This is a genomic window from Sphingobium sp. TB-6, assembly GCF_012927365.1.
GTDB lineage: Bacteria > Pseudomonadota > Alphaproteobacteria > Sphingomonadales > Sphingomonadaceae > Sphingobium.
In genome coordinates, this window is the sequence record NZ_JABBGL010000011.1 from 60830 (window position 1) to 84121 (window position 23292).

The 23292-nt window shown below is 64.6% G+C and carries 24 protein-coding genes; 10 read left to right on the top strand and 14 right to left on the bottom strand.

Annotated features, from left to right (window positions below):
- Positions 1–47 precede the first annotated feature (47 nt).
- The 4 genes from tldD to HHL26_RS15775 all read left to right on the top strand — a co-directional run bounded on the left by tldD (position 48) and on the right by HHL26_RS15775 (position 4050).
- Positions 48–1490 (top strand): metalloprotease TldD, encoded by a 1443-nt coding sequence (gene tldD, locus HHL26_RS15760; protein ID WP_066560833.1) that lies wholly within the window; start codon positions 48–50, stop codon positions 1488–1490.
- Between the two features lie 54 nt (positions 1491–1544).
- Positions 1545–2120: a DUF924 family protein gene (locus tag HHL26_RS15765; RefSeq protein ID WP_066560835.1), complete on the top strand. Its 576-nt coding sequence runs from the start codon at positions 1545–1547 to the stop codon at positions 2118–2120.
- Between the two features lie 153 nt (positions 2121–2273).
- Positions 2274–2612, top strand: coding sequence for a P-II family nitrogen regulator (locus tag HHL26_RS15770; protein ID WP_013847864.1), 339 nt, complete (start codon positions 2274–2276; stop codon positions 2610–2612).
- A 13-nt stretch (positions 2613–2625) separates the two neighbouring features.
- Positions 2626–4050, top strand: coding sequence for an ammonium transporter (locus HHL26_RS15775; protein WP_066560837.1), 1425 nt, complete (start codon positions 2626–2628; stop codon positions 4048–4050).
- Between the two features lie 107 nt (positions 4051–4157).
- Here HHL26_RS15775 and HHL26_RS15780 read toward each other — a convergent pair whose 3' ends face one another.
- The 4 genes from HHL26_RS15780 to crtY form a co-directional block, all read right to left on the bottom strand.
- Entirely contained in the window at positions 4158–5117 is a 960-nt protein-coding gene (locus HHL26_RS15780) for a phytoene/squalene synthase family protein (RefSeq protein ID WP_066560838.1), read from the bottom strand.
- A gap of 80 nt (positions 5118–5197) precedes the next feature.
- The gene (locus tag HHL26_RS15785; RefSeq protein ID WP_066560840.1) at positions 5198–5779 is read right to left on the bottom strand and encodes a TIGR00730 family Rossman fold protein; all 582 of its coding nucleotides are present in this window, start codon (positions 5777–5779) and stop codon (positions 5198–5200) included.
- Positions 5780–5790: 11 nt separating this feature from the next.
- Positions 5791–7275 (bottom strand): phytoene desaturase, encoded by a 1485-nt coding sequence (locus HHL26_RS15790; protein ID WP_066560843.1) that lies wholly within the window; start codon positions 7273–7275, stop codon positions 5791–5793.
- A gap of 13 nt (positions 7276–7288) precedes the next feature.
- Positions 7289–8449, bottom strand: a complete 1161-nt coding sequence (gene crtY, locus HHL26_RS15795) for a lycopene beta-cyclase CrtY (protein ID WP_066560844.1) — start codon at positions 8447–8449, stop codon at positions 7289–7291.
- A gap of 75 nt (positions 8450–8524) precedes the next feature.
- Here crtY and HHL26_RS15800 point away from each other — a divergent pair, with 75 nt between their 5' ends.
- From HHL26_RS15800 to HHL26_RS15810, 3 genes are all read left to right on the top strand, one after another.
- Positions 8525–8797: a metal/formaldehyde-sensitive transcriptional repressor gene (locus HHL26_RS15800; protein ID WP_066560846.1), complete on the top strand. Its 273-nt coding sequence runs from the start codon at positions 8525–8527 to the stop codon at positions 8795–8797.
- A complete protein-coding gene (gene dmeF / locus HHL26_RS15805; RefSeq protein WP_066560848.1) occupies positions 8794–9783 on the top strand; it encodes a CDF family Co(II)/Ni(II) efflux transporter DmeF in 990 nt (329 codons plus the stop codon). Before HHL26_RS15800 ends, dmeF begins: the two co-directional genes overlap by 4 nt.
- Before the next feature lie 177 nt (positions 9784–9960).
- Positions 9961–10269, top strand: a complete 309-nt coding sequence (locus HHL26_RS15810; RefSeq protein WP_087574691.1) for a hypothetical protein — start codon at positions 9961–9963, stop codon at positions 10267–10269.
- A 268-nt stretch (positions 10270–10537) separates the two neighbouring features.
- Here the strand turns inward: HHL26_RS15810 and HHL26_RS15815 are convergent, their stop codons facing one another.
- The 4 genes from HHL26_RS15815 to HHL26_RS15830 form a co-directional block, all read right to left on the bottom strand.
- Entirely contained in the window at positions 10538–11722 is a 1185-nt protein-coding gene (locus tag HHL26_RS15815; RefSeq protein ID WP_066560859.1) for an NAD(P)/FAD-dependent oxidoreductase, read from the bottom strand.
- Positions 11722–12150, bottom strand: coding sequence for a TIGR01244 family sulfur transferase (locus HHL26_RS15820; RefSeq protein WP_066560861.1), 429 nt, complete (start codon positions 12148–12150; stop codon positions 11722–11724). The genes HHL26_RS15815 and HHL26_RS15820 overlap by 1 nt, the downstream gene beginning before the upstream one ends.
- Before the next feature lie 98 nt (positions 12151–12248).
- Entirely contained in the window at positions 12249–14021 is a 1773-nt protein-coding gene (gene recQ, locus HHL26_RS15825; RefSeq protein WP_066560863.1) for a DNA helicase RecQ, read from the bottom strand.
- A gap of 53 nt (positions 14022–14074) precedes the next feature.
- Complete coding sequence (locus HHL26_RS15830) at positions 14075–14389, bottom strand: hypothetical protein (RefSeq protein ID WP_066560866.1); 315 nt, start codon at positions 14387–14389, stop codon at positions 14075–14077.
- Between the two features lie 38 nt (positions 14390–14427).
- Between HHL26_RS15830 and HHL26_RS15835 the strand changes: the two genes are divergently transcribed.
- Positions 14428–15549, top strand: coding sequence for a serine hydrolase (locus tag HHL26_RS15835; protein WP_066560867.1), 1122 nt, complete (start codon positions 14428–14430; stop codon positions 15547–15549).
- Between the two features lie 58 nt (positions 15550–15607).
- Here HHL26_RS15835 and HHL26_RS15840 read toward each other — a convergent pair whose 3' ends face one another.
- From HHL26_RS15840 to HHL26_RS15865, 6 genes are all read right to left on the bottom strand, one after another.
- Positions 15608–16396 (bottom strand): PhzF family phenazine biosynthesis protein, encoded by a 789-nt coding sequence (locus HHL26_RS15840; protein ID WP_066560869.1) that lies wholly within the window; start codon positions 16394–16396, stop codon positions 15608–15610.
- Positions 16397–16750: 354 nt separating this feature from the next.
- Positions 16751–17827 (bottom strand): chorismate synthase, encoded by a 1077-nt coding sequence (gene aroC / locus HHL26_RS15845; RefSeq protein ID WP_066560872.1) that lies wholly within the window; start codon positions 17825–17827, stop codon positions 16751–16753.
- The gene (locus HHL26_RS15850; protein ID WP_140404597.1) at positions 17827–18183 is read right to left on the bottom strand and encodes a hypothetical protein; all 357 of its coding nucleotides are present in this window, start codon (positions 18181–18183) and stop codon (positions 17827–17829) included. Before HHL26_RS15850 ends, aroC begins: the two co-directional genes overlap by 1 nt.
- Positions 18184–18200: 17 nt before the next feature.
- Positions 18201–19007, bottom strand: a complete 807-nt coding sequence (gene fabI / locus HHL26_RS15855) for an enoyl-ACP reductase FabI (protein WP_066560878.1) — start codon at positions 19005–19007, stop codon at positions 18201–18203.
- Positions 19004–19975 (bottom strand): YihY/virulence factor BrkB family protein, encoded by a 972-nt coding sequence (locus HHL26_RS15860; protein ID WP_066560885.1) that lies wholly within the window; start codon positions 19973–19975, stop codon positions 19004–19006. Before HHL26_RS15860 ends, fabI begins: the two co-directional genes overlap by 4 nt.
- A gap of 14 nt (positions 19976–19989) precedes the next feature.
- A complete protein-coding gene (locus tag HHL26_RS15865; RefSeq protein WP_066560888.1) occupies positions 19990–20934 on the bottom strand; it encodes a DnaJ C-terminal domain-containing protein in 945 nt (314 codons plus the stop codon).
- A 125-nt stretch (positions 20935–21059) separates the two neighbouring features.
- Here HHL26_RS15865 and pdxH point away from each other — a divergent pair, with 125 nt between their 5' ends.
- Positions 21060–21635 (top strand): pyridoxamine 5'-phosphate oxidase, encoded by a 576-nt coding sequence (gene pdxH / locus HHL26_RS15870; protein ID WP_066560891.1) that lies wholly within the window; start codon positions 21060–21062, stop codon positions 21633–21635.
- 171 nt (positions 21636–21806) lie between these two features.
- Positions 21807–23138 (top strand): dicarboxylate/amino acid:cation symporter, encoded by a 1332-nt coding sequence (locus HHL26_RS15875; protein WP_066560898.1) that lies wholly within the window; start codon positions 21807–21809, stop codon positions 23136–23138.
- Positions 23139–23292: the final 154 nt, after the last annotated feature.

Genomic DNA, 23292 nt, shown 5'->3' on the forward strand with positions numbered 1-23292 from the left:
TACGATTTTGATTGGGCTCGCGCCATGCCGCTCCTATATCGGACGGCATGACCGACGCTGCTCCCCAGTTCACTGATGCCCGTGGCCTGCTCTATCGCCCGGGCCTGCTCGATCCCGATGGCGCCCGCCGCCTGACCGCCGAAGCGCTGAAAAGCTGCGACGATGGCGAACTGTACCTGCAATATCGGGCGAGCGAGAGCTTCGGCTTTGATGATGGACGGCTGAAGACCGCCGATTATTCCACCGATGCGGGCTTTGGCCTGCGCGGCGTGTCGGGCGAGATGACCGGCTTCGCCCATGCCAACGACATCAGCGAAGCCGCGATCCGCCGCGCTGCCGAGACGCTGACCTTGCTCGATCCCGCCAAGGGCCAGCCCGCCCCGCCGCCGCAACACACCAACCGTCATCTCTACACCGACGTCAATCCGCTGGAGATCGTGCCCTTTGCCGAGAAGGTGACGCTCTGCGCCGCGATCGACGCCGCTGCCCGCGCCCGCGATCCGCGCGTCGCGCAGGTGTCGGTGAGCCTGGCAGGAAGCTGGTCGGTGGTCGAGATCGTACGCGCCGACGGCTTCACCGCGACCGACATCCGCCCGCTGGTGCGGCTCAACGTCTCCGTCATCCTGGAGGAAAATGGCCGCCGCGAGACGGGCGTGTTCGGGATTGGCGGGCGCTATCTCTATGATGAGGTGATGGACCCTGCGATCTGGAACCGGGCGATTGACGAGGCGCTGGCGCAGGCGCGGGTCAATCTGCGCTCGGTCGCGGCGCCGGCGGGCGAGATGACCGTGCTGCTCGGACCGGGCTGGCCGGGCGTGCTGGTGCACGAGGCGATCGGCCATGGCCTTGAAGGCGACTTCAATCGCAAAGGGACCAGCGCTTTCTCGGGCCGTGTCGGTGAGCGGGTCGCAGCGCCGGGCGTTACCGTGGTCGATGACGGGTCGATCCTGAGCCGGCGCGGCTCGCTCTCCATCGATGACGAGGGAACGCCGACGAAGGAAAATGTGCTGATCGAGGACGGCATTTTGAAGGGCTATATGCAGGATCGTCTGAACGCCCGGCTGATGGGCGTGGAGCCGACCGGCAACGGCCGCCGCGAAAGCTATGCCCATGCGCCGATGCCGCGCATGACCAACACCTTCATCAAGGGCGGCAATGACGATCCGGAAGAGCTGCTTTCCCGCATGAAGTCGGGCATTTTCGCGAAAAGCTTCGGCGGCGGGCAGGTCGACATCGTGTCGGGCAAGTTCGTCTTTTCCTGCACCGAAGCCTATAAGGTCGAAAATGGCAAGCTGGGCGAGCCGATCAAGGGTGCGACGCTGATCGGTGACGGGCCGACGGCGCTTACCAAGGTGATCGGCATCGGCAATGACTGGGCGCTGGACGAAGGGATAGGCATGTGCGGCAAGGCCGGACAGAGCGTGCCCGCGGGCGTGGGCCAGCCGACCCTGCTGATGGAGGGCCTCACTGTCGGCGGCACGGCGACCTGAGGCATCAACGCCACGGACGGAGGAACCAGCGTCACGGTCCGTCTTTATCCTTTCATGAACATGTTGACCGACAGCCATGATGCAGTGACTGCCGACTGGGCGGCCGCTTTGCTGGATTTCTGGTTCAATCAGATAGGCGAGCAGGGTTGGTGGAGTCATGATCCGGCGTTCGATAAAATCTGCCAGGCAAGGTTTCGCGCCTTATGGGAAGAAAAGCGGCAATTGCCCGCCGAGGAATTTCTGGAGCGCGCCGATGACGCGCTGGCGGCGGTGCTGCTGTTCGACCAGTTGCCGCGCAATATGTTCCGGGGTTCGCCGGCCGCCTTCGCCACCGATCCGCTGGCGCGCGATGTGGCACGCGGGGCCATCGCCCATGGCTATGACATTCAGATCGGCGGAGCCGGGCGGTTGTTCTTCTACATGCCGTTCCAGCACAGCGAGGCGCTGGACGATCAGAAATTGTCGATCAGCCTGTTCGAGGGAGCGGGCGATGCCCGGTCCCTAGCGTTCGCGCAGGAACATTATGCCACGATCGAGCGCTTCGGCCGCTTTCCGCATCGCAACGCCCTGCTGGGACGTCCAACCTTGCCCGAAGAGGCCGAGGCGGCGGCACGGGGCGCAGGCTGGTAAAGCTGCCCAATTTTTAGGCAGGCGGGCCTATATGCCTGTTTTTTTGGCGGCGCGTTCTAAGCCGCCGCATGAAAACCCCGCATTAACGCGCCTTTAAGAAACTGGCACGCCTCTTGCTGAGTATGTCGCCGCACACCAGTAACAGGGGGCGACATGAAACTTGTCATGGCTATCATCAAGCCGTTCAAGCTTGACGATGTCCGCGAGGCACTTTCCTCGCTTGGCATCGCCGGCATGACGGTGAGCGAAGTGAAGGGCTTCGGCCGCCAGAAGGGGCAGACCGAAATCTATCGCGGCGCCGAATATTCGACCAACATGGTTCCGAAGATCAAGATCGAGGTGGTCTGCGACGACGACCTTGCGCCGCGCGTCGTGGAAGCCACGCAGGCGGCCGCCAATTCGGGCGCCATCGGTGATGGCAAGATCTTCGTCCTCGATGTCGAGCAGGCGGTGCGCATCCGTACCGGCGAGACCGGCGAAACCGCACTGTAAGAAGGGGGAATTGATGACCTTTTCCAAGAAGCTTTGCGGCGTGATGGGGGCAGTCGGCCTGTCCCTGCTCGCAGCCGCACCGGCGCTGGCCGCGCCGATCAAGGGGCCAGACGCCGCCGCCATGGCCGCTATGGTCAACAAGGGCGACGTCGCCTGGATGCTCGTCTCGGCCGCTCTGGTCCTGATGATGTCGGTTCCCGGCCTCGCCCTGTTCTACGGCGGCCTGGTCCGCACCAAGAACATGCTGAGCATCCTGATGCAGGTGTTCATGATCGTCTCCGTCGCCGGCCTGGTCTGGTGCTGCTGGGGCTATTCGATGGCCTTCACCTCGGGCGGATCGAACCCGTTCTTCGGCGGCCTTTCCAAGGCTTTCCTGATGGGCGTCGACGGCACGACCTATGGCGCGACGTTCAGCAACAACGTCTATCTGCCCGAATTCGTGTTCGTGGTCTTCCAGATGACCTTCGCCATGATCACCCCGGCGCTGATCGTCGGCGCCTTTGCGGAGCGCGTGAAATTCTCTTCGCTGATCGTGTTCGTCGTGCTGTGGCTGACCGTGATCTATTTCCCGATGGCCCACATGGTCTGGTATTGGGCTGGCCCGGACTTCCTGGTTGATGCGCCTACCGACTACGGCCTGCTCTGGGGCTGGGGCGCGCTCGACTTCGCGGGCGGCACCGTGGTGCACATCAACGCCGGTATCGCCGGTCTGGTGGGCGCGCTGATGATCGGCAAGCGCGTCGGCTTCCCCAAGGAACCCATGCCGCCGCACTCGCTGACCATGACCATGATCGGCGCAAGCCTGCTGTGGGTCGGCTGGTTCGGCTTCAACGCCGGCTCCAACCTGGAAGCCAATGCCGTCACCGGCGTCGCCTTCATCAACACCATGGTCGCCACCTGCGCGGCGGCGGTGAGCTGGTCGCTGGTCGAACAGGTCCACCATGGCAAGGCTTCGCTGCTGGGCGCGGTCACGGGCGCCGTGGCCGGTCTGGTCGCGATCACCCCGGCTGCGGGCTTCGCGGCTCCGATGACCTCGATCGCGCTCGGCTTCGTCGTCTCCCCGATCTGCTACATCTTCGTGGCGTTCGTGAAGGGCAAGGTCGGCTATGACGACAGTCTGGACGTGTTCGGCGTGCACTGCATCGGCGGGATCGTCGGCGCCATCGGCACCGGCATCGTCGCGGCTCCCTCGCTGGGCGGTCAGGGCGTGTTCGACTACACGGTCTTCCCGGCGGCCTTCCATCCGGAAGCCTACAGCATCCCGGCCCAGGTCTGGATCCAGGTCAAGGCGGTGGTCTTCACCCTGCTCTTCTCCGGCATCGGCAGCGCGATCCTCTACTTCATCATCGACAAGACCCTGGGTCTGCGTCCGAGCAAGGAAGCCGAAATGGAAGGTCTCGACCTCTCCAGCCACGGCGAACGCGCTTACAACTATTAAGCTTCGGCAGGGCGGGCCGGAAAGAACGGCCCGCCCGCCTCACGATGTTCCTCCTGCGAACATGCCTCGGGACCGGTACGCAAGTATCGGTCCCTTTTTTTTGCCTGTCAGCTTCGGGGGCGGGTCCAGAGCGTGGCCGAACGAAGCGTCGCGGCAGGCCAGCGGTGGGCACGGCCTGGAACCTGGAGACCCGCGCGCAGCACCCAGCCCAGCTTGTCGCTCTTTGGGGTGGTGACACGGTGGTCCCAGGCATGTTCGCCCCGGCGGGCGACTTGGCGGGCGATATCGCCATAAATGCCGGCGGCGGCGAGGACTGCCCAGGCGGAACGGGGGGGCAAGGCTCCGGTGCCGTGGCGGGCGCTTTCCTCATAGGCGGCGGCCATGTCGGCCAGGCGGCGGGCAAGGATCGCCAGGCGCGGGCGGACCCAGGGCTTCATATGCTCACCGGGCGGGATGTCCATTTCGACCAGCCATTCTTCCGGCAGGTAGCAGCGGTCGCCGGCTTCATCCTCGCTGATGTCGCGGGCGATATTGGCGAGCTGAAAGGCCAGACCCAGGTCGCAGGCGCGGTCGAGCGTGGCTTCATCGCCGGGGTCGACGCCCATCAGGATCGCCATCATGCAACCGACTGTGCCCGCAACATGATAGCAATAGCGCAGCATGTCCGCCTCGCTGCGGGGGCGCCATTCGCGGGCGTCGAGGGCAAAGCCTTCGATCAGGTCATGGGCGTAGCGCTCCGGGATCGCGCATTCGCGCATGACGAGGCCGAAGCCGTCGAAGGCTGGATCGCCGGTGGGATCGCCCCGGAGGGCTGTGCTGGTGAGGACGCGGATGGTGGAAAGGCGGGCCTGACCGTCCGCGACCCCGCGCATCGTGCCACCATGGTCCTGGCCGTCGGCTATGTCGTCGCATTTGCGGCACCAGGCGTAGAGCAGCCAGGCCCGCTCCCGGGTCTGGCGGTCGAACAGCTTCGAGGCGAGCGCGAAGGATTTGGAGCCGCGAGCGATGCTCTCGCGGGCTTGAGCAACGAGGGTGGAGCGGTCAGGAAGAGAGGTGAGAGGAGGCATGTTCTGGACATGCCCTCCCCCGACCCTCGCGTCGAGTCACTTGCCTCACCGCGACGCAAGCAGGAGGGGAGGGAAAAAAGTCAGAGACGTCCAGCCTTCATAGCGAAGATCGTCTCATGCGGTTGATAGGCTCCCATCTTGTCCAGCAGCGCTTCGATCGCATCGGCATGGATCAGGATATGGGCATGTTGGGCACGGATGAAACCCGCGCCGACCATATGCTGGTTGAAGGCGATAAGTTGGTCATAGAAGCCCGCGACGTTGAGCAGGCCGACCGGCTTTTGGTGATAACCAAGCTGCGCCCAACTGATCGCTTCCCACAATTCGTCCATCGTGCCGACGCCGCCCGGCAGGGTGACGAAACCATCGGACAGGTCGGTGAAGAGCTGTTTGCGCTGGTGCATGGTCTGGACGACGTGCAGTTCGGTGCAGCCGCGATGGGCGACTTCGGCCCCCACCAGCGCTTCGGGAATAACGCCGATGACTTCGCCACCCGCTTCCAGCGCGGCGTCAGCCACTGCGCCCATCAGGCCGAGGCGGCCGCCGCCATAGACGACGCCGATGCCGCGCCGGGCAAGGACGCGCCCGACATGGCGGGCGGCCTCGACATAGATGGGATCAGCGGGGTTAGCCGAGCCGCAATAGACAGCCAGTCTCTTCATAAATCCTTCGCTTATTGAGCCAGATCTTCCAGCATCAGCGCGGCCGTCGCCTTGGCGCTGCCGACCACGCCGGGGATGCCTGCGCCCGGATGCGTGCCCGCCCCCACCAGATAGAGGTTGGGAATGACGTCGTCGCGATTATGCGCGCGGAACCAGGCGCTTTGGGTGAGCAGCGGCTCCAGGCTGAAGGCGCTGCCGAGATGCGCCGACAGGTCGTGGCGAAAATCAGGCGGCGCATAGTGGAATTGCGTGACGATGCGCGAGCGGATGTCGGGGATCAGGCGGTGCTGGATCTCGTCGAGGATACGTTCAGCATAGACCGGCGCGAACCGTTCCCAGTCGATCGGCAGCTTGCCCAGATGCGGCACTGGCGCAAGCGCGTAGAAGGTCGAATGGCCCTCCGGTGCCATGCTTGGGTCAGTGACGGTCGGGTGGTGCAGATAGAGCGAGAAATCCTGCGGCAGCACGCCATAATCGTAAATGTCGGTCAACAGCCCTTCATAGCGCGGGCCGAACAGGATCATATGGTGCGGGATACCCGGCCAGCTTCCCTTGATGCCGAAATGCAGGACAAACAGGCTGGGCGACCAGCGCTTGCGGGCGAGCTTTTCCGCCTGTTTCTGCCCACGCGGATGGTGGCCGATCAGGTCGCGATAGCTGTGCATCAGGTCGGCATTGGAGGCAACGGCGTCCGCCTCCCCCCGCCAACCCGAAACGGTGCGCACGGCGACGGCGCGGTCGCCATAGGTTTCGATCTGCACCACCGGATCGGCCAGGCGCAGCGTGCCGCCCAAGCGCTCGAAATGCGTCGCCATCCCCTGGACGAGGCGATTGGTGCCTCCTCGAGCGAACCAGACGCCGCCATCCTTCTCCAGCTTGTGGATCAGCGCGTAGATCGAACTGGTCTGCATCGGATTGCCGCCGACCAGCAGCGTGTGGAAGGAGAGCGCCTGACGCAGCTTCTCATTCTTCACATGGGAGGAAACGACCGAATAGACCGATCGCCACGCCTGATGCTTCATCAGCGCGGGTGCGGCCCGGACCATGGAGGCGAAGTCGAGAAAGGCGACCGAACCAAGCTTGCGATAGCCCTCCTCATACACGCCGTCGGCATAGTCGAGGAAGCTTTCATAGCCTGCGATATCTTCGGGATTGAGCTTGGCGATCTGGGCGCGGAGCGCGGTTTCGTCGTTGGAATAGTCGAAATTGGTGCCGTCACGCCAGTTGAGCCGATAGAAAGGCGAGACGGGGACGAGGCTGACATCCTCCGCCATGTCATGGCCGGAAAGGCGCCAAAGCTCGCCCAGGCAATCGGGATCGGTGATGACGGTCGGCCCGGCGTCGAAGACGAAGCCGTCCTTTTCCCACATATAGGCCCGACCGCCCGGCCGGTCCCGCGCTTCGACCAGCGTGGTATCGATTCCGGCGGATTGCAGGCGGATGGCGAGCGCAAGGCCACCAAAGCCCGCGCCGATGACGATCGCTTTCCGGTTCATCGGAGCCTGTGCATCAGGCGGGAGGGTTCAGCAATGCTCGCATGGCGTCCCTTATGGGCACCGGGGGCCGCCCGCACAAGATGCGGATGCGATCCCCGAGCGTGGAGCGCCCCGCATAAAATCGACCGATCAGGGAAGGGCCAAGCCGATAGAAACGCTCGAAGATGCGCCAGCGTTGCCCGGGCCGGGCCGCGCCGAACAGCATGCGGCCGAGCAGCCGGTAATAGCGCCCCTGCCGCCAATGGATGGCGGCCCATTCACGCGTCACATGCGCCAGCAGGCGCCCCTCCATCGGCCATTCGTCCGCCAGGCGCAGCGCGAAGCGCACCGCATCGGGCAGGGAATAGCCGGTCATGGGCTGGAACATGGCCGCCTTCACCCCCAGCCGCGCCACAGGGTCCGCCTCCGGCCAGAAGCGGTCGAAATCGCCGCCATGGACGACCGGCAAGACGCCGTTCTCGCTGTGGATGACCGCCTCGACCTGCCAGCCCTGCGCCTGCGCATAGGCGGCGATCCGGGCATCGAGCGCGGGCCCGTCAACGTCCGGGGTGTCGCTATAATAGGTATCCTCGACGAAGAGGGTTTGCTCATCCCAGGGCAGCAGATAGACGAAGCGATAGCCGTCCAACTGCTCGACGGTGGCGTCCATGATGACCGGGCAGGCAAGGCCGTGCGGGGCATGCAGGCGCAGGGTCTGGCCGACGAACTTCTGCCAGCCGCAGCGCAGGACGGAAAGATCGCCCCCGCCCCTGGCGTCGAGCACCGCCTTGGCGCAGATGATGCTGCCGTCGGACAAGGCGACGGTGGTGGGCGTCAGTTCAGCGGCCTGTGCGCCGGTCAGGACGGCATCGCCAAGAACTTCGCGGACATGGGCGTCGAGCCGTGCCGATGTGATGCTGTTATAAGGCATGGCAAGCCGACGGCTGTGACCAGGGAAGCGAACCTCATAGCCTTCGGGCCAACGATGGGCGATCAGGGGCTCGACAAGCCAGCGATCCCCGGCATCCACATCGCTGTCGAAAAAGGACCAGATATGATTGCCGCCCAGCGTGTCGCCGCTTTCCAGCAGCAGGAGGGAGACATCGGGATGGCGCGCGGCGAAGGCGAGCGCGGTCAGGCTGCCGGCAAGGCCACCGCCCACTATCGCCAGGTCGCAATCGGTCATGGTCGCCATCGCACCCTTGTTAGGGGGTACGCGGGGAAATGCACGGATTGATTTCCGGTAGAATATAGGATAGAGGGGTACCCTATGCATATCATAGCGGATCGGGACAAGCTGCTGGCGCGGGTGCGGCGCATCGCCGGGCAGATCGGCGCCGTCGAACGGCAATTGTCGGGCGATGCGGGCTGTTCGGAAACGCTGCAACTTGTCGCCTCCGTCCGGGGGGCCGTGGGCAGCCTGATGGAAGAACTGATCGAGCAGCATATGCGGGAACATGTCGCCCGCCCAGGCATCAGCGATGAAACGCGACAGGCCGCGGCAGAGGAAATGCTGGCGTTGATCCGGCGTTACGGGAAATGAGCATGCATGACGATCACCGCCATGGCGGCCATCACCATCATGAAGGTCATGACCACGCGCATGACGTCCCGGTGGCCAATATGGAAGATGGCGAGGAAAGCCATTATTTCGACCATATCTACCTGGCCCATGGGCATGACGAAAATGCCCGCAAGACGATGTGGGTGGTGTGGCTGACCGCGGCGACCATGGTGGTCGAAATCGTCTTCGGCTGGCTGACCGGGTCGATGGCCTTGCTGGCCGACGGCTTCCACATGGCGACCCATGCGGGCGCGCTGGCGGTGGCGGCCGCCGCCTATGGCTATGCCCGGCGGCATGCGCGCAATCCGCGCTACACCTTCGGGACCGGCAAGGTCGGGGATTTGTCCGGCTTCGCCTCCGCGCTGATCCTGGCCTTCACCGCTTTGTTCATCGCCGTCGAATCGACCATGCGCTTTTTCGAGCCGGTGAAGGTGGCCTTTGGCGAGGCGACGCTGGTCGCGGTGATCGGCCTGATCATCAACCTGATCAGCGCGTTTCTGCTGGGGCACGATCATAGCCATGACCATGGCCATTCCCACGATCATGATCACAAACCGGGCCATGCCGACAATAATCTTCGCGCCGCCTATGTGCATGTGCTGACCGATGCGCTGACGTCGGTGCTGGCGATCGTGGCCTTGCTGGCCGGACGCTATATGGGCTGGTGGTGGCTCGACCCTGCCGTGGGCCTGCTGGGCGCGGTGGTCATTGCCCGCTGGGCCTGGGGGCTGATGCAGGATACCGCCGCGATCCTGCTCGACACGGCCGAACCGGCGCTGATGGCGCGGATCAAGAGACTGGCCGAGGCGGAAGGGGCGACCATCCACGACCTGCACGTCTGGCGCATCGGGCCGCATGCCCATGCCGCGATCATCAGCCTGGCCCCCGGCGCCGATGTCGCCGCCGTGCGCCGTCAGGTCCACGCCTTGCCGCGCATGGAGCATGTGACGGTGGAGTGCGGATAGGAAGCGCGCCCGACACCCTTACCCCGAAGAGGTAATCCCTAAGGGTTAGGATGCCGAAACTACCGGACACACAGAGAATTTCCTGCGATAGCGGGTTGGGAATGGCTTGACTCGACTCAGGCAGCCATCCAATTTCCCCTACGGAAACAAAGAAAATACCGTCGGAGAGGAGGCCTTATGCCTGTTGCGAAGCCCTTTGCGGGAAGGATTTTCCACGCCCTCCTGATGGAATGTTTGGCCGAACAGCGACGGCCCACCGACGATGAGGTGGACTCGGTCGCTTCCAAGATCTGGCAGGACAGCCATGGATCGATGACCGGGCAGGACTGGCGCGATGTGGCCAAGGGAAGTGATGCGCACCGGCAGATGATCAACGCAGCCCTGATGGCCCTCGGCGCGGCTCCGTCGGCGCGGATGTCGACCCTTTCGAGCGGAAAGCAACGCCGTGAAGAATCCTGTTCGAGAATATTCTCCGTAGCATCTTGAAACGGAAAAAGACTTTCCTATTTCGTTCTTGTCCCGGCTCTCCTCCCCCCTTCCGCCGGGACATCCCTCTTTGTGGCCCCGGCGTCCCCTTGCGCCGGGGCTTTTTTTGGGTGAGCCGGTTTCGCTAGGGCCAATCGACATTCAGATGATGACGTGCCGAAAATGGTGGTTTTTCGTGACCCGGAGCGCAGCGTACTAAAAGTACGTGAGCACCGGAAGCACGGAAAAGCGCCATTTGCAGGCCGTCAGGGCTGAATGTCGATTGGCCCTAAATAAACTGGCCCGCCACCCAGCCGCTTGCCCATGCCCATTGGAAATTATACCCGCCCAGCCAGCCGGTGACGTCGACCGCTTCGCCTATGGCGTAAAGGCCCGGGAGGTGCCGCGCCTCCATCGTCTGCGAAGACAATCCGGCGGTTGAGATGCCCCCGATGGTGACTTCCGCCTTGGCGAAGCCTTCCGTGCCATTGGGGGTGAAGGACCAGGCCGAGAGGCGGCGTTCGGCGTCCTGGAGCTTGCGGTCCGGGATATTGCCGAGATCGCCGGGAAGCGCGAGCCGCTCCGCCAGGGCATCGGCCAGGCGATCGGGCAGGTGACCGCGCAAGGATTGCGTCACCGTGGCGCGGGGTTTGCTCCGCTTCACCTCCGTCAACCAGCCTTGCGGCCGGTCGGGCAGGAAGTCGAGGGTGATGGCTTCCCCATGCCGCCAATAGGAGGAAATCTGCAGAATCGCCGGGCCGGACAGGCCTCGATGGGTGAGCAGCGCGGCTTCGCGGAAGGCGGTCTTCCCATGGCGGGCGATGACTTCGGTCGACACCCCTGAAAGCGAGCGGAAAAGCAGGTCTTCGCCGCCCAGGGTCAAGGGGACGAGCGCCGGTCGGGGTTCGACGACCTTCAACCCAAATTGGCGGGCAAGGTCGTAGGCGAAGGCCGTCGCGCCGATCTTCGGTATGGAAGGGCCGCCGGTGGCGATGACGAGTGCGGGGGCCGTGGCGGTGCTGTCGCCATGGGTGACGCTGTAACGGCCGTCGGCGTGGGTGACGGAGGAAATGGCTTGGTCGAGCCGGATCGCGACGCCGCCCGCTTCGCATTCGGCCAGCAGCATGGCGACGATCTGGCGCGCGCTTTGGTCGCAGAAAAGCTGGCCCAGCGTCTTTTCATGCCAGGCGATGCCATGGCGTTCGACAAGCGTGAGGAAATCCTGCGCGGTGTAACGGCCCAGCGCCGATTTGGCGAAATGAGGATTGGCCGACAGATAGCGGTCGGGCGCGGTGTGGATATTGGTGAAGTTGCAGCGGCCGCCGCCGGAAATCAGGATTTTCTTTCCCGGCTGGTCGGCATGGTCGATGACGAGGACACGCTTGCCCCGCTGGCCCGCCATGGCCGCGCACATGAGGCCGGCGCCGCCAGCGCCCAGGACGATGGCGTCATAGGTTTCCGGTGTTGCGGGCATCAACCGGCGGCGAGCGCGTCCATGATCTGGCGGACCGGCGCGACGTCATAGCCAGCCGACGCGGCCTGTTCGGTGAGGGCGGCGGGGTGATCGCCTGCCTGGGCGCGGGTCAGCGCCCAGAGCAGGGTGCTGCGCGTGCCGGAACGGCAATAGGCCAGCACCTTGCCTTCGCCCGCCTGTTCGAGCGCGGCGGCCATGCCGTCGAGCTGCCAGGGGGCGAAGCCGCCATGGGCGACCGGGACGGCGGCGTAGGCGATTCCGGCGGCCTTGGCGGCGGCTTCGATTTCCGCGCCGTTGGTCTGGCCCGGTTCCTCGTCGTCGGGGCGGTTGTTGACGATCATCGTCACGCCCAGCGCCTTGGCCTCCGCCACCTGATCGACGCTTATCTGCGGGGCAACGTAGAGATTAGGCGTGAGCTGGCGGAACATGGGCGGGACTCCTTCTTCGGACGTGCCATGCTCCTAAGAAGCGAGCGTTTCAAGGGATAAGGCTGTAAAATGCCATGCTCCTATCCCTTGCTTTCCGGTCAAAGATAAGACCGGATCGCGGCGAGAAAAGCGTCGCCATAGGCGTCCAGCTTGCGCTGGCCCACGCCGCTGATGTGGCCCAGTTCGGTGAGCGTGGTGGGCCGCTGCTCCGCCATTTCGCGCAGGGTCGAATCGTGGAAGACGACATAGGGCGGCACGCCCGCTTCCTGCGCCAGTTCGCGACGGCAGGCGCGCAGGGCGTCGAACAGCGGGTCGCCCACGGGGTTCTCGGCACTGCCGTTGCGGGCGTTCTTGCGGCGGCGTTCCTTGCGGGGCGGAAGGACGAGGCTGACCTCTTCCTCGCCGCGCAGGATCGGGCGGGCATTGGGACCGAATTCCAGGCCGCCATGTTCGTTCGTCTGGAGCGCATCGCGAACCAACAGCGCGCGGGAGACGGGACGGAGCAGCGCCGTCTCCTCGCCGTCGACGATGCCATAGACCGAGATCTTGTCATGGCCGCGCTCGCGAATCTTGTCGCTGACGGCACCGGTCAGCACCTGCTCGATATGGCCGACACCGAAGCTCTGGCCGGTGCGATAGACGGCGGACAGGAATTTGCGGGCGGTCTGGGTCGCGTCGATGCTGGGCGGCGGATTGAGGCAATTGTCGCAATTGCCGCAGCCCGGCGGAGGATTCTCGCCAAAATGGCGGAGCAATATGGCGCGGCGGCAGGTGCCGGTTTCGACCAGCCCGCCCAGCGCCGTGATGCGGACGCGCTCGCCCTGCTGGCGGAGAGGGTGGAGTTCCCCAATCCTTTGCCGGGCGCGCGCGAAATCGTCGGCGCCCCAGAAAAGATGCGCTTCGGCGGGTTCGCCGTCGCGGCCTGCGCGGCCGGATTCCTGATAATAGCCTTCGATCGACTTGGGCAGCGCCGCATGGGCGACGAAGCGGACGTCGGGCTTGTCGATACCCATGCCGAAGGCGATGGTCGCGATCATCACCATATCCTCGCTGGCGATGAAGGCGGCCTGATTGGCGGCGCGGAGCTGGGGCTCCAGCCCGGCATGATAGGCGCGGGTCGGGCGGCCCGTCTTGGCGAGAGTCTCGGCCAGTTTCTCGGTCGCGGCACGGGTGGGCGCATAGACGATGCCGGGGCCGGTCCGGCTGGCGATCAGGTCGGAGAGCTGGCGTGGCAAACCGTCGCGGGGGTGGACGGCGTAGCGGATGTTCGGACGGTCGAAGCCCGCGATGATCAGGCCGTCGCGGGGGATTCCCAATTGGACCAGGATATCGTCGCGGGTGTGATGGTCGGCGGTGGCGGTGAGCGCAAGGCGCGGGACATCCGGAAATTCATCCAGCAACGGACGCAGCAGGCGATAGTCTGGGCGGAAATCATGGCCCCATTCGGAGACGCAATGGGCCTCGTCTATGGCGAAGAGAGCGATTTTGGCGCTGCGCAGGAGGTTGCGAAACCCCTCCCCGCTGGCGCGTTCGGGCGCGACATAGAGCAGGTCGAGATCGCCATTGCGCAGCCGGTCCTGCGTCTCGCGCCAGTCGGCGTCGACGCTGGTGAGGCTGGCGGCGCGGATGCCGACTGCCTGCGCGGCGCGAAGCTGGTCGTGCATCAGCGCGATCAAGGGGGACACGACGACGCAGCAGCCGTCGAGCGCGACGGCAGGAAGCTGGTAGCAGAGCGACTTGCCCGCGCCGGTCGGCATGATCGCGAGCGTCGGCTGGCCCGCCATGATGCGGCTGACCACCTGTTCCTGCACGCCCCTGAAGCCGGGAAAACCGAAAACGTCGTGGAGGAGGGTCGGGATGTCGGGACGCATGCGGGATGGCTCTAGCGGCTCAATCGGCAGAGGGCCAGCCCAAGGGTCTGAGTCTAGGGCTCCAGCAAACAGCCCCAGCCCTGGCGATAACGCGCCGTACGGGAGGCAAGCAGGGGAACCGCCGCGTTGACCGATTGCGATTCAGGCAAGTCCTTCAACGACACGGCCCACATGCCGGGTTCCTTGTCGCCCTTGCAGCTCTCCATCGAGCGGCCCTCGACATAGCGGCAGGAGCAGGTGACACGCGCGCCGAAGCCCGCGCCGACCTGGGCATGGGCGCGCAGGTCGCTCCAGTTCCACGCAAACAGCGCCAGCGGCAACAGGGCCACCGCCAAAGCCCCATAAATCCATTTCCGGCGACCGGACATACTCCCCTTTCCCGCGCTCCGTGCTAAGGCCGCGGCTTATGAGGCTTGAGCGGGAAAGCGTAAAGCGCCTTGGCGCGATTGGCGGCATGTTGGCCGCACTGGCGGTGGCCGGCCTGTGGACCGTGCGCGCCGCCGGGCCAGAGCCGGTCGTCCACATAGCAGGCGATTCGGATGTGGATGCGGCGGCGCTGGGTGCAGCCATCGATCCGCTGTTCGACGATTCGGTTGGCGAGACGCGGGCATTGGTCGTCATGCACGATGGGGAGATCGTGGCCGAGCGCTATGCGCCGGGCTATGGGCCGCAGACCCGGCTGCCGTCCTGGTCCACCGCCAAGAGCGTGACGGCGGTGCTGATCGGGCTGATGGTGTCCGACGGGCGGCTGGCGCTCGATTCGCCGGTGCCGGTGGCGGCCTGGGGCCAGCCGGGCGATCCAAGGGGACGAATCACCCTGCGGCAGTTGCTGGCCATGACCTCCGGCCTGGATCATGTCGAGGATGCGGAGCCGGTGGCGCAGGCCGATACGGTGCGGATGCTGTTCACCGACGGCGCGCAGGATATGGGCGCCTTTGCGGAGGCCAAGCCGCTCGCCCATGCGCCGGGGTCGGTCTTCTCCTATTCGACCGGCAGCACGATCATCCTCACCGACCTGATGGCGCGGATGCTGACCAACAGCGCCGACCCCGATGCGCGGCGGCGGGCGATGCAGATGTTCATCGACGGGCGGCTGAAGATTCCGGCGCGCCTCGACAGCCTGACCGTCGAATATGATGCGGCGGGCACGATGATCGGAGGCAGCTTCATGCATATGACGGCGCGGGATTATGCGCGCTTCGGGGAGCTGCTGCGCAACCATGGGCGCGGGGTGGTGGGGCACCAGATCGTGCCGGAAAAGTGGATCGACTTTATGCGCGCGCCATCGCCGCGCAATGCGGCTTATGGGGCGCATCTGTGGCTCAACCGGGATAGCGAGGAAAGCGCGCTGATGCCGGGGCGGGCGCCGCGGAGCCTGTTCGGCTGCGTGGGGCATGATGGGCAATATATTCTTGTGTCGCCTTCGCAGCGCCTGACCGTGGTGCGGCTGGGCATGTCGCCCGGCAAAGAGCAGCGCGATGCCCTGAAGGCGGGGCTGGCGAAGCTAGTCGGACTTTATTCGCGTTGAAGGTGGAGCTTCCGTCCGTCATCCCAGCTTTCGCTGGGATCTCGTGATTGCAGCCACGCTAAAGCAGGAAATTGCCCTCTATCACCGTCCGGCAAGCCCCGGTCAGGATCACCCGGTTGCCGGACAGGCGGCAGGTCAGGCGACCACCGCGCCTGGACGCCTGAAATGCGGTAAGCCCGCTCTTGTCGAGGCGCTTGACCCAATAAGGTGTGAGCAGGCAATGGGCCGAGCCGGTGACGGGATCCTCGTCTATGCCCGCGCCGGGCGCGAAGACCCGGCTGATGATGTCGCTGTCCTCGCTGGGCGCGGTGGCGATGAGGAGGATGTCTCCCGCCTGCTTGAGCGCAGCGAAATCGGGTTGCAGCGCCCGGATCGCAGCGGCGTCGCTATAGACGAAGATCGCATAGCCGCCCTCCCGCCAATGGGTTTCGAGGACATCGCCACCCATGGCCATGGCAAGGTCCGGCAACGGCTTGGGCTCGGTCGTCCAGGCGGGGAGCGAGAGCGCATAGCCGTCGCGGTCGCGCGATACGGTGAGCACCCCCGCATGAGTCGTGCGGAAACGCACGGCGGTGCGGCCGCCCATCAGCACATGGCCGCTCGCCAGCGTGGCGTGGCCGCAAAGCTTGACCTCCACGGCGGGGGTGAACCAGCGCAGCGCGTAATCTGCATCCGGATCATCAGGCGTGGGCATGGTGAAGGCGGTTTCGGAAAGATTGTTTTCCGCCGCGATCGCCTGAAGCGTGTCGTCGTCCAGCCATCGACCGAGCGGCATGACAGCAGCCGGATTGCCGGTGAAGGGGGCGCCGGCAAAAGCGTCGACCTGGATGAAAGGCAGGCTGGTCACGGGCGATCCTTTGGCATTTTCCCGTCATCATGCCGTTGCGATCGGCGCCGGGACAGGGCCGATCGGGCGGAACTGGTCTTGAGTGCCGTGCATGCGCAGACCCATCCGCCCGCAATCGAAAAACGAAATGGGCCAGCCATGCAAGATGGCTGGCCCGTGTTCGCGGCTGAAGGGGACGTTTTGACCGTCAATCCATGCTGAACCCGAAGGTTGCAGAGGAATGGCGCTCCCCAGGCTTACGCACTGCCGCTCGCCCTCCCGCGGGCGATCCATGCCGGGGATGTTACCGTAGATTGGGCGAGTCGTCTCGCGGGAATCGCGCCTTTGCCCGAATTATGGCTCCATTCGACGCGTTCAGTCCTCGCCGCACTGGGCCCGGTGAAGGAGTTTCTGGTCCGCCAGCACCAGCGCCATCATCGCTTCAACCACCGGCACGCCGCGAATGCCGACGCAGGGGTCATGGCGGCCCTTGGTGATGATGTCCGACGCACCCCCTTCGCGGGTGACGGTTTCGACCGGGATCAGGATCGAGCTGGTAGGCTTGAAGGCGATGCGAATCTTGACGGGTTGCCCCGTTGAGATGCCGCCCGCAATGCCGCCCGCATGATTGGCGAGGAAGACCGGATTGCCGTCATTGCCCGGCCGCATCGGATCGGCATTCTGCTCCCCGCGCAGGCGGGCGGCGGCGAAACCGTCACCGATCTCCACACCCTTGACCGCATTGATGCTCATCATCGCGGCGGCGAGTTCGCTGTCGAGCTTGGCATAGAGCGGCGCGCCCCAACCAGCCGGCACGCCGCTGGCGATGCATTCGACCACCGCGCCGAGCGACGAGCCGTCCTTGCGGGCGTCATCGACCAGTTTCTCCCAGCGCTTGGCCGCTTCCGGATCGGGGCAGAAAAAGGGGTTGTTGTCGATCTCGCTCGCGTCAAAGCGGGCAAGGTCGATGGCGTCGCCGCCGATCTCGCTGACATAGGCGAAGATGTCGACATCAGGGATGACGAGCCGGGCGACCGCGCCCGCCGCCACGCGGCTGGCCGTCTCCCGGGCCGAGGAACGCCCGCCGCCGCGATAGTCGCGAAAACCATATTTGGCGTCATAGGCATAGTCGGCATGGCCGGGACGATAGGCCTTGGCGACCTCCGAATAATCCTTGGACCGCTGGTCGGTATTCTCGATCATCAGGCTGATCGGGGTGCCGGTGGTCTTGCCTTCGAACACGCCGGAGAGAATGCGCACCTCGTCCGGTTCGCGGCGCTGGGTGGTGAATTTCGACGTGCCCGGTTTGCGCTTGTCGAGGAAAGGCTGGATGTCGGCTTCGGACAGAGGCAGGCCCGGAGGGCAGCCGTCGACCATCGCGCCAATGGCGGGACCGTGGGATTCGCCCCAGGTCGAGAAGCGGAAGACGCGGCCGAAGCTGTTAAACGACATCAGCCTGGATCCTTTTTGATCTTCAAACGCTCAGCGAGCGCTGCACAGGCGGCAGCCTCTCCATCACAGCGGAAGTCCGTCGTGATCTCGAGACCATCGGTTCCATAATGATAATCATAGCAGGCAATGGCCGGATGCGCCTTGTCCTTTGCGGAGGTCGCCATCCAGATACGGGTCCGGGGCATCGGGATGGACCGCTCATCCAGATTATAGATCCGCAGGCCGGCCTCATCCATGCGCACCATGGATCGCTTCGCCACCGCATCATCCAGTGCCTGGGAAAAGAGCTGGAGAGATATGGCTTCACGCCCGCATAGCGAAACGGGAGCATCCGGCTGAGCAACCGTCATTGCCATGGAGATGAGCAATGGACTCATTTGTCCAGTGCGATGTCGGGCGCATCCTCGGCCTTCATACCGATGACATTGTAGCCCGCATCGACATGGTGGACTTCGCCGGTCACGCCCGATGCCAGATCGGACAGCAGGTACAGGCCCGCGCCGCCCACATCCTCGATCGTCACATTGCGGCGGAGCGGGCTGTTCAGCTCGTTCCACTTCATGATGTAGCGGAAATCCCCGATGCCGCTGGCCGCCAGAGTCTTGATCGGGCCGGCAGAGATGGCGTTGACGCGGATATTTTCCGGACCCAGGTCCATCGCCAGATATTTGACGCTGGTTTCCAGCGCCGCCTTGGCCACGCCCATGACGTTATAATGCGGGATGACCTTTTCCGCGCCATAATAGCTCAGCGTCAGCAGGCTGCCGCCCTCCGCCATCAGTTCGCGCGCGCGCTTGGCGACGGCGACGAAGCTGTAGGCCGAAATGTTCATCGTCAGCAGGAAATTTTCCAGGCTGGTGTCGACATATTTGCCGCGCAGCTCATTCTTGTCGGAAAAACCGATGGCGTGGACCACGAAATCCAGCTTGCCCCAGCGCGCCCTGACCTCGTCGAAGGCGCCATCGAGCTTTTCCATGTCCGACACGTCGCAGTCGATCAGGAAATCGGAACCCAGTTCTTCCGCCAGCGGCCTCACCCGCTTGGCGAGCGCCTCGCCCTGATAGGAGAAGGCCAGTTCCGCACCCTGCGCATGCAGCGCCTTCGAAATACCCCAGGCCAGCGACTTGTCATTCGCCAGCCCCATGATCAGACCGCGTTTTCCCGCCATCAAGCCTGTCATCTCGTCGTCCCATTCCCTTTGTCGACCTGCGCGGCGGCGGCGGCTTCCTCTTCCGGGAACTCCGCCAGCGCCGCATTCAATTCCGCGCCAATTACCACGCCAAGCCCGACAAGGAAGAAGAAAATGAGGGTGATCATCACGCCGGCCAGGCTGCCATAGGTCATGTCATAGCCGCCCAGTAGCGAAAGCGTGGCCGGCAGCAACAATGTGACGCCATACCACCACAGGGCCGTGGCGATGGCGCCGGGCCATTTGGGGAAGCGCGGATCCTTGTACAGGCTGGGAGTCAGCGAGACGTAGAGATAATAGAGCGCGACGCACAATATCGCCATCGGCACCAGCTTGGTGAAGGCGACGATCTGGATCGCCTCGTCGGCAAAGGGCAGGATCTGGTGCAGGAACTGGTCGATGCCGGTGATGATGACCTGCATCGAGAAGGCGAACATCACCGCGAAGACGCTGATCAGGGTGATGCCGATGGCGGTCAGCCGATAATGCCAGAAGGGCCGCGTGCTTTTCGTGCCATAGGCGCGGCGAAGGATATCGCGGATCGTCTCGATCAGGCTGCCGACCGTCCACAGCCCGACCAGCCCGCCCAACCAGAGCAATGGCCCCGTGCGCGCGTTCAGCACGTCGATGATCGGCTGGCGCACCACGTCGGCAACCCCCGGCGGCACGGTTGCCAGAAAGGCGCCGACCGCCGCCAGCCCGTCCTGCGAATGGCCGAAGATGCTCGCCACCGCCGCCGCCACGATGAAGAAGGGGAACAGCGTCATCAGCGAGAGATAGGCGAGGTTCCCGGCATGAATGAAACCGTCGCTATAGGTGCCGACGGCCACGCGCTTGGCGATTTCAAAGGCATGGCTGCCCGGCCGCACCCGATCGATATGGCGGTTGAAATGGGCGCGGGCTTCGTCGGCAAGCCGCTGGCGGCGGGATTCGGGGGAATAAGGCGAAGGCTGCGGCATCCCCCTCTAACACCCTAGACGCCGAGATGGGTCCGCACGGCGCGGCTGTCCTGCCAGCCTTCGACCAGCGCCTTGATCGCCGGATCGTCGGCGGGCACATCGATCAGCAAAGTGACGAGCTGGTCGCCGCGCTGGCCGCCGTTCTTGCCGGTAAACCCCTTGCCGCGCAGGCGCAGCGTCTTGCCGGAGGATGCGCCCGCAGGCACGCCCAGCATCACCGGGCCATCGACCGTGGGCACCTTGACCTTCGCCCCCTTCACCGCCTCGTCGAGCGTGATCGGCAGGTCCAGCAGCACATTGTCGCCGTCGCGGGTGAAGAAGGCGTGCGGCTTGACCTCGATCGTGACGATCGCGTCGCCCGCGCCGCCGGAGCCTTGCTGGCCCTTGCCGGAAAGCCGCATCTGCGTGCCCGTCTCGACCCCCGCGGGCAGTTTCAGGTCGATGGTCTTGCCGTCCTGAAGCGTGATCCGCTGCGGCGCGAGCGTGGCGGCGTCGACGAACTGGACGGCCAGGCGATAGGTGACGTTGGCGCCCTTTTGCGGCGGCGCCCCACGGCCAAAGCCGCCAAAGCCCCCGCCCCCTCCGCCCCGGCGTCCCGCGCCGCCACCGAACAGGCCTTCGAAAATATCCCCGAAATCCCCGCCGCCTTCCTGAAATTCGAAGCCGCCGCCCTGTCCCGGCCGGCCACGGAAGCCCCCTGCCCCCCCGCCGCCGAAGCCGAAGGGCGAGGTCGGATTGCCCTCCCCGTCAATCTCACCCCGGTCGAAGCGCGCGCGCTTGTCCTTGTCCGACAGCAGGTCATAGGCGCTGGTAACGGCGGAAAATTTCTCCGCCGCCTTAGGATTGTCCTTGTTCCGGTCGGGATGCAGTTCCTTGGCCAGCTTGCGATAGGCGGACTTGACCTCTGCCTCGCTCGCGCCGCGCGCGACGCCCAAAATGGAGTAGGGATCAGCAGCCATCGCCGTTCATGCATCCTTGTTCGAAGAAAAACCCGTTCGCATTCTATGTGGCGAAAGGCGCGGGATCGTTCAAGCGTGGTAAAGCCTTATCGACACGGCTTTATGAGGGGGGTACATCACCGCGCATGACCAATCCCTTCGACCTGTTCGATGCCTGGTATGTCGAGGCGCGCGAAACCGAGATCAACGACAGCAACGCCATGGCGCTCGCCACCGCCGACGCGCGCGGTCGGCCCTCGCTGCGGATGGTGCTGCTGAAGGGGCATGGACCCGACGGCTTCATCTTCTACACCAATTTCGAGGGGCGCAAGGCGGAGGAACTGCACGCCAATCCCCATGCGGCGCTGCTGTTCCACTGGAAGTCGTTGCGGCGGCAGGTCCGTATCGAAGGGTCGGTAGGTCCAGTGGACGACGCCACCGCCGACGCCTATTTCGCCACGCGCAGCCGCGACAGCCAATTGGGCGCCTGGGCGTCCGACCAGTCCCGCCCGCTGGAATCGCGCGATGTGTTCATGGCGCGGTATGAGGAAGTCAGCCTGCGGTTCGAAGGCGGGCCGGTGCCGCGTCCGCCCCACTGGTCGGGTTTCCGCGTTGCCCCCGAACGCATCGAATTCTGGCAGGATCGCGAACATCGCCTGCATGAGCGCCGCCTGTTCGAGCGGACCGCCGACGGCTGGCGCGAGGGGCTGCTCTACCCCTGAGGGCATGGATTTGGGCGCGGGATGGGCGCGGAATATGATCCTTCATTCGTTTAATGCGATGACGGCTCGGGGCGCCTCCGATTGCGGGCGCTGCGGGTGCCTGTTAGGTGTGGCAGCCTTGCAGGACAGACCATGAATGCGGCGCGCCCACGCGCCGGTTAAAGGAACGAGATGCGAAATCGACTGACGGCGTTCATCCTGACAGGCATGGTTCTGGGGGTGATCGTGGGCTTCGCCACCAATATCTGGGCGGGCGGCGACAAGAGCTTGGCCAAGGATGTGGCAGGCTATTATCATCTGCTGGCCGACATCTTCCTGCATCTGATCAAGATGATCATCGCGCCGCTGGTCTTTTCCACGCTGGTCGCGGGCATCGCCCATATGGGCGACAGCGCGGCGCTGGGGCGGATCGGCGGGCGCGCGCTTGCCTGGTTCATCATCGCCAGCCTGATCTCGCTGACCCTGGGCCTTATCTTCGTCAATTTCTTCGCGCCGGGCGAGGGACTCAACCTCGTGCGATCGGGCGCGGATGCGGGGGTCAATACCGAAGCGCTCAATTTCCAGGATTTCGTGCTGCATGTCTTCCCGACCTCCATGGTCGGGGCCATGGCGGAAAATTCGATCCTGCAGATCGTCGTCTTTTCCCTGTTCGTGGGCATCGCGCTGACCGCCATCGGGGAGAAGGGCAAGCCGATCATCACCGTGATCGAGGCGATGGTCGAACTGATGTTGCAGGTCACCGGCTATGTCATGCGCGTGGCTCCCTTCGCCGTGTTCGGAGCGCTCGCGTCGGTGGTGACGACCGAGGGTCTGGGCGTGCTCAAGACCTTCGGTGAGCTGGTGGGCGAATTCTACCTGTCGCTGATCGCGCTGTGGGTGCTGCTGTTCGCGGCGGGATCGATCTTCCTGGGCAAGCGGATGGTGAAGCTGATCCGCTATGTCCGCGAGCCGATATTGATCGCCTTCTCGACTGCCTCGTCGGAGGCGGCTTATCCCAAGATGCTGGAGCAGCTCGACCGCTTCGGCGTGCCGCGGCGGATCTACAGCTTCGTGCTGCCGCTGGGCTACAGCTTCAATCTGGACGGGTCGATGATGTATTCGACCTTCGCCACCATCTTCATCGCGCAGGCCTATGGCATCGACCTGCCGATCGCGACGCAGATCACGATCCTGCTGGTGCTGATGGTCACCAGCAAGGGCATCGCCGCCGTTCCCCGCGCTTCACTCGTCGTCGTGGCGGCGACGCTGGGGCAGTTCGACCTGCCGGTGGAGGGCGTGGCCTTCATTCTGGCCGTCGACCATTTCATGGACATGGGCCGCACCGCGACAAACGTGCTGGGCAATGCCATCGCCACCTCCGTCATCACCAAATGGGAAGGCATGCTGGAGGTCGAGGAACCGGAATATGTGGCCCATCCCAAGGCGCCGTCGCACACGCCCGCGCATGGCCGCGCCGGGCTGGAACTGGCGTCGGACATGGTGGAGGAAGAAAAGCGCAGCTAAGACGTCACGCCACTCCCCTTTAGGGCCAATCGACATTCAGATGATGACGTGCCGAAGATGGTGGTTTTTCGTGACCCTTGAAGCGAGTCACGTGCCTCGCTTCAATGCAGCGTACTAAAAGTAGGTGAGCACCGGAAGCTCGGAAAAGCGTCAT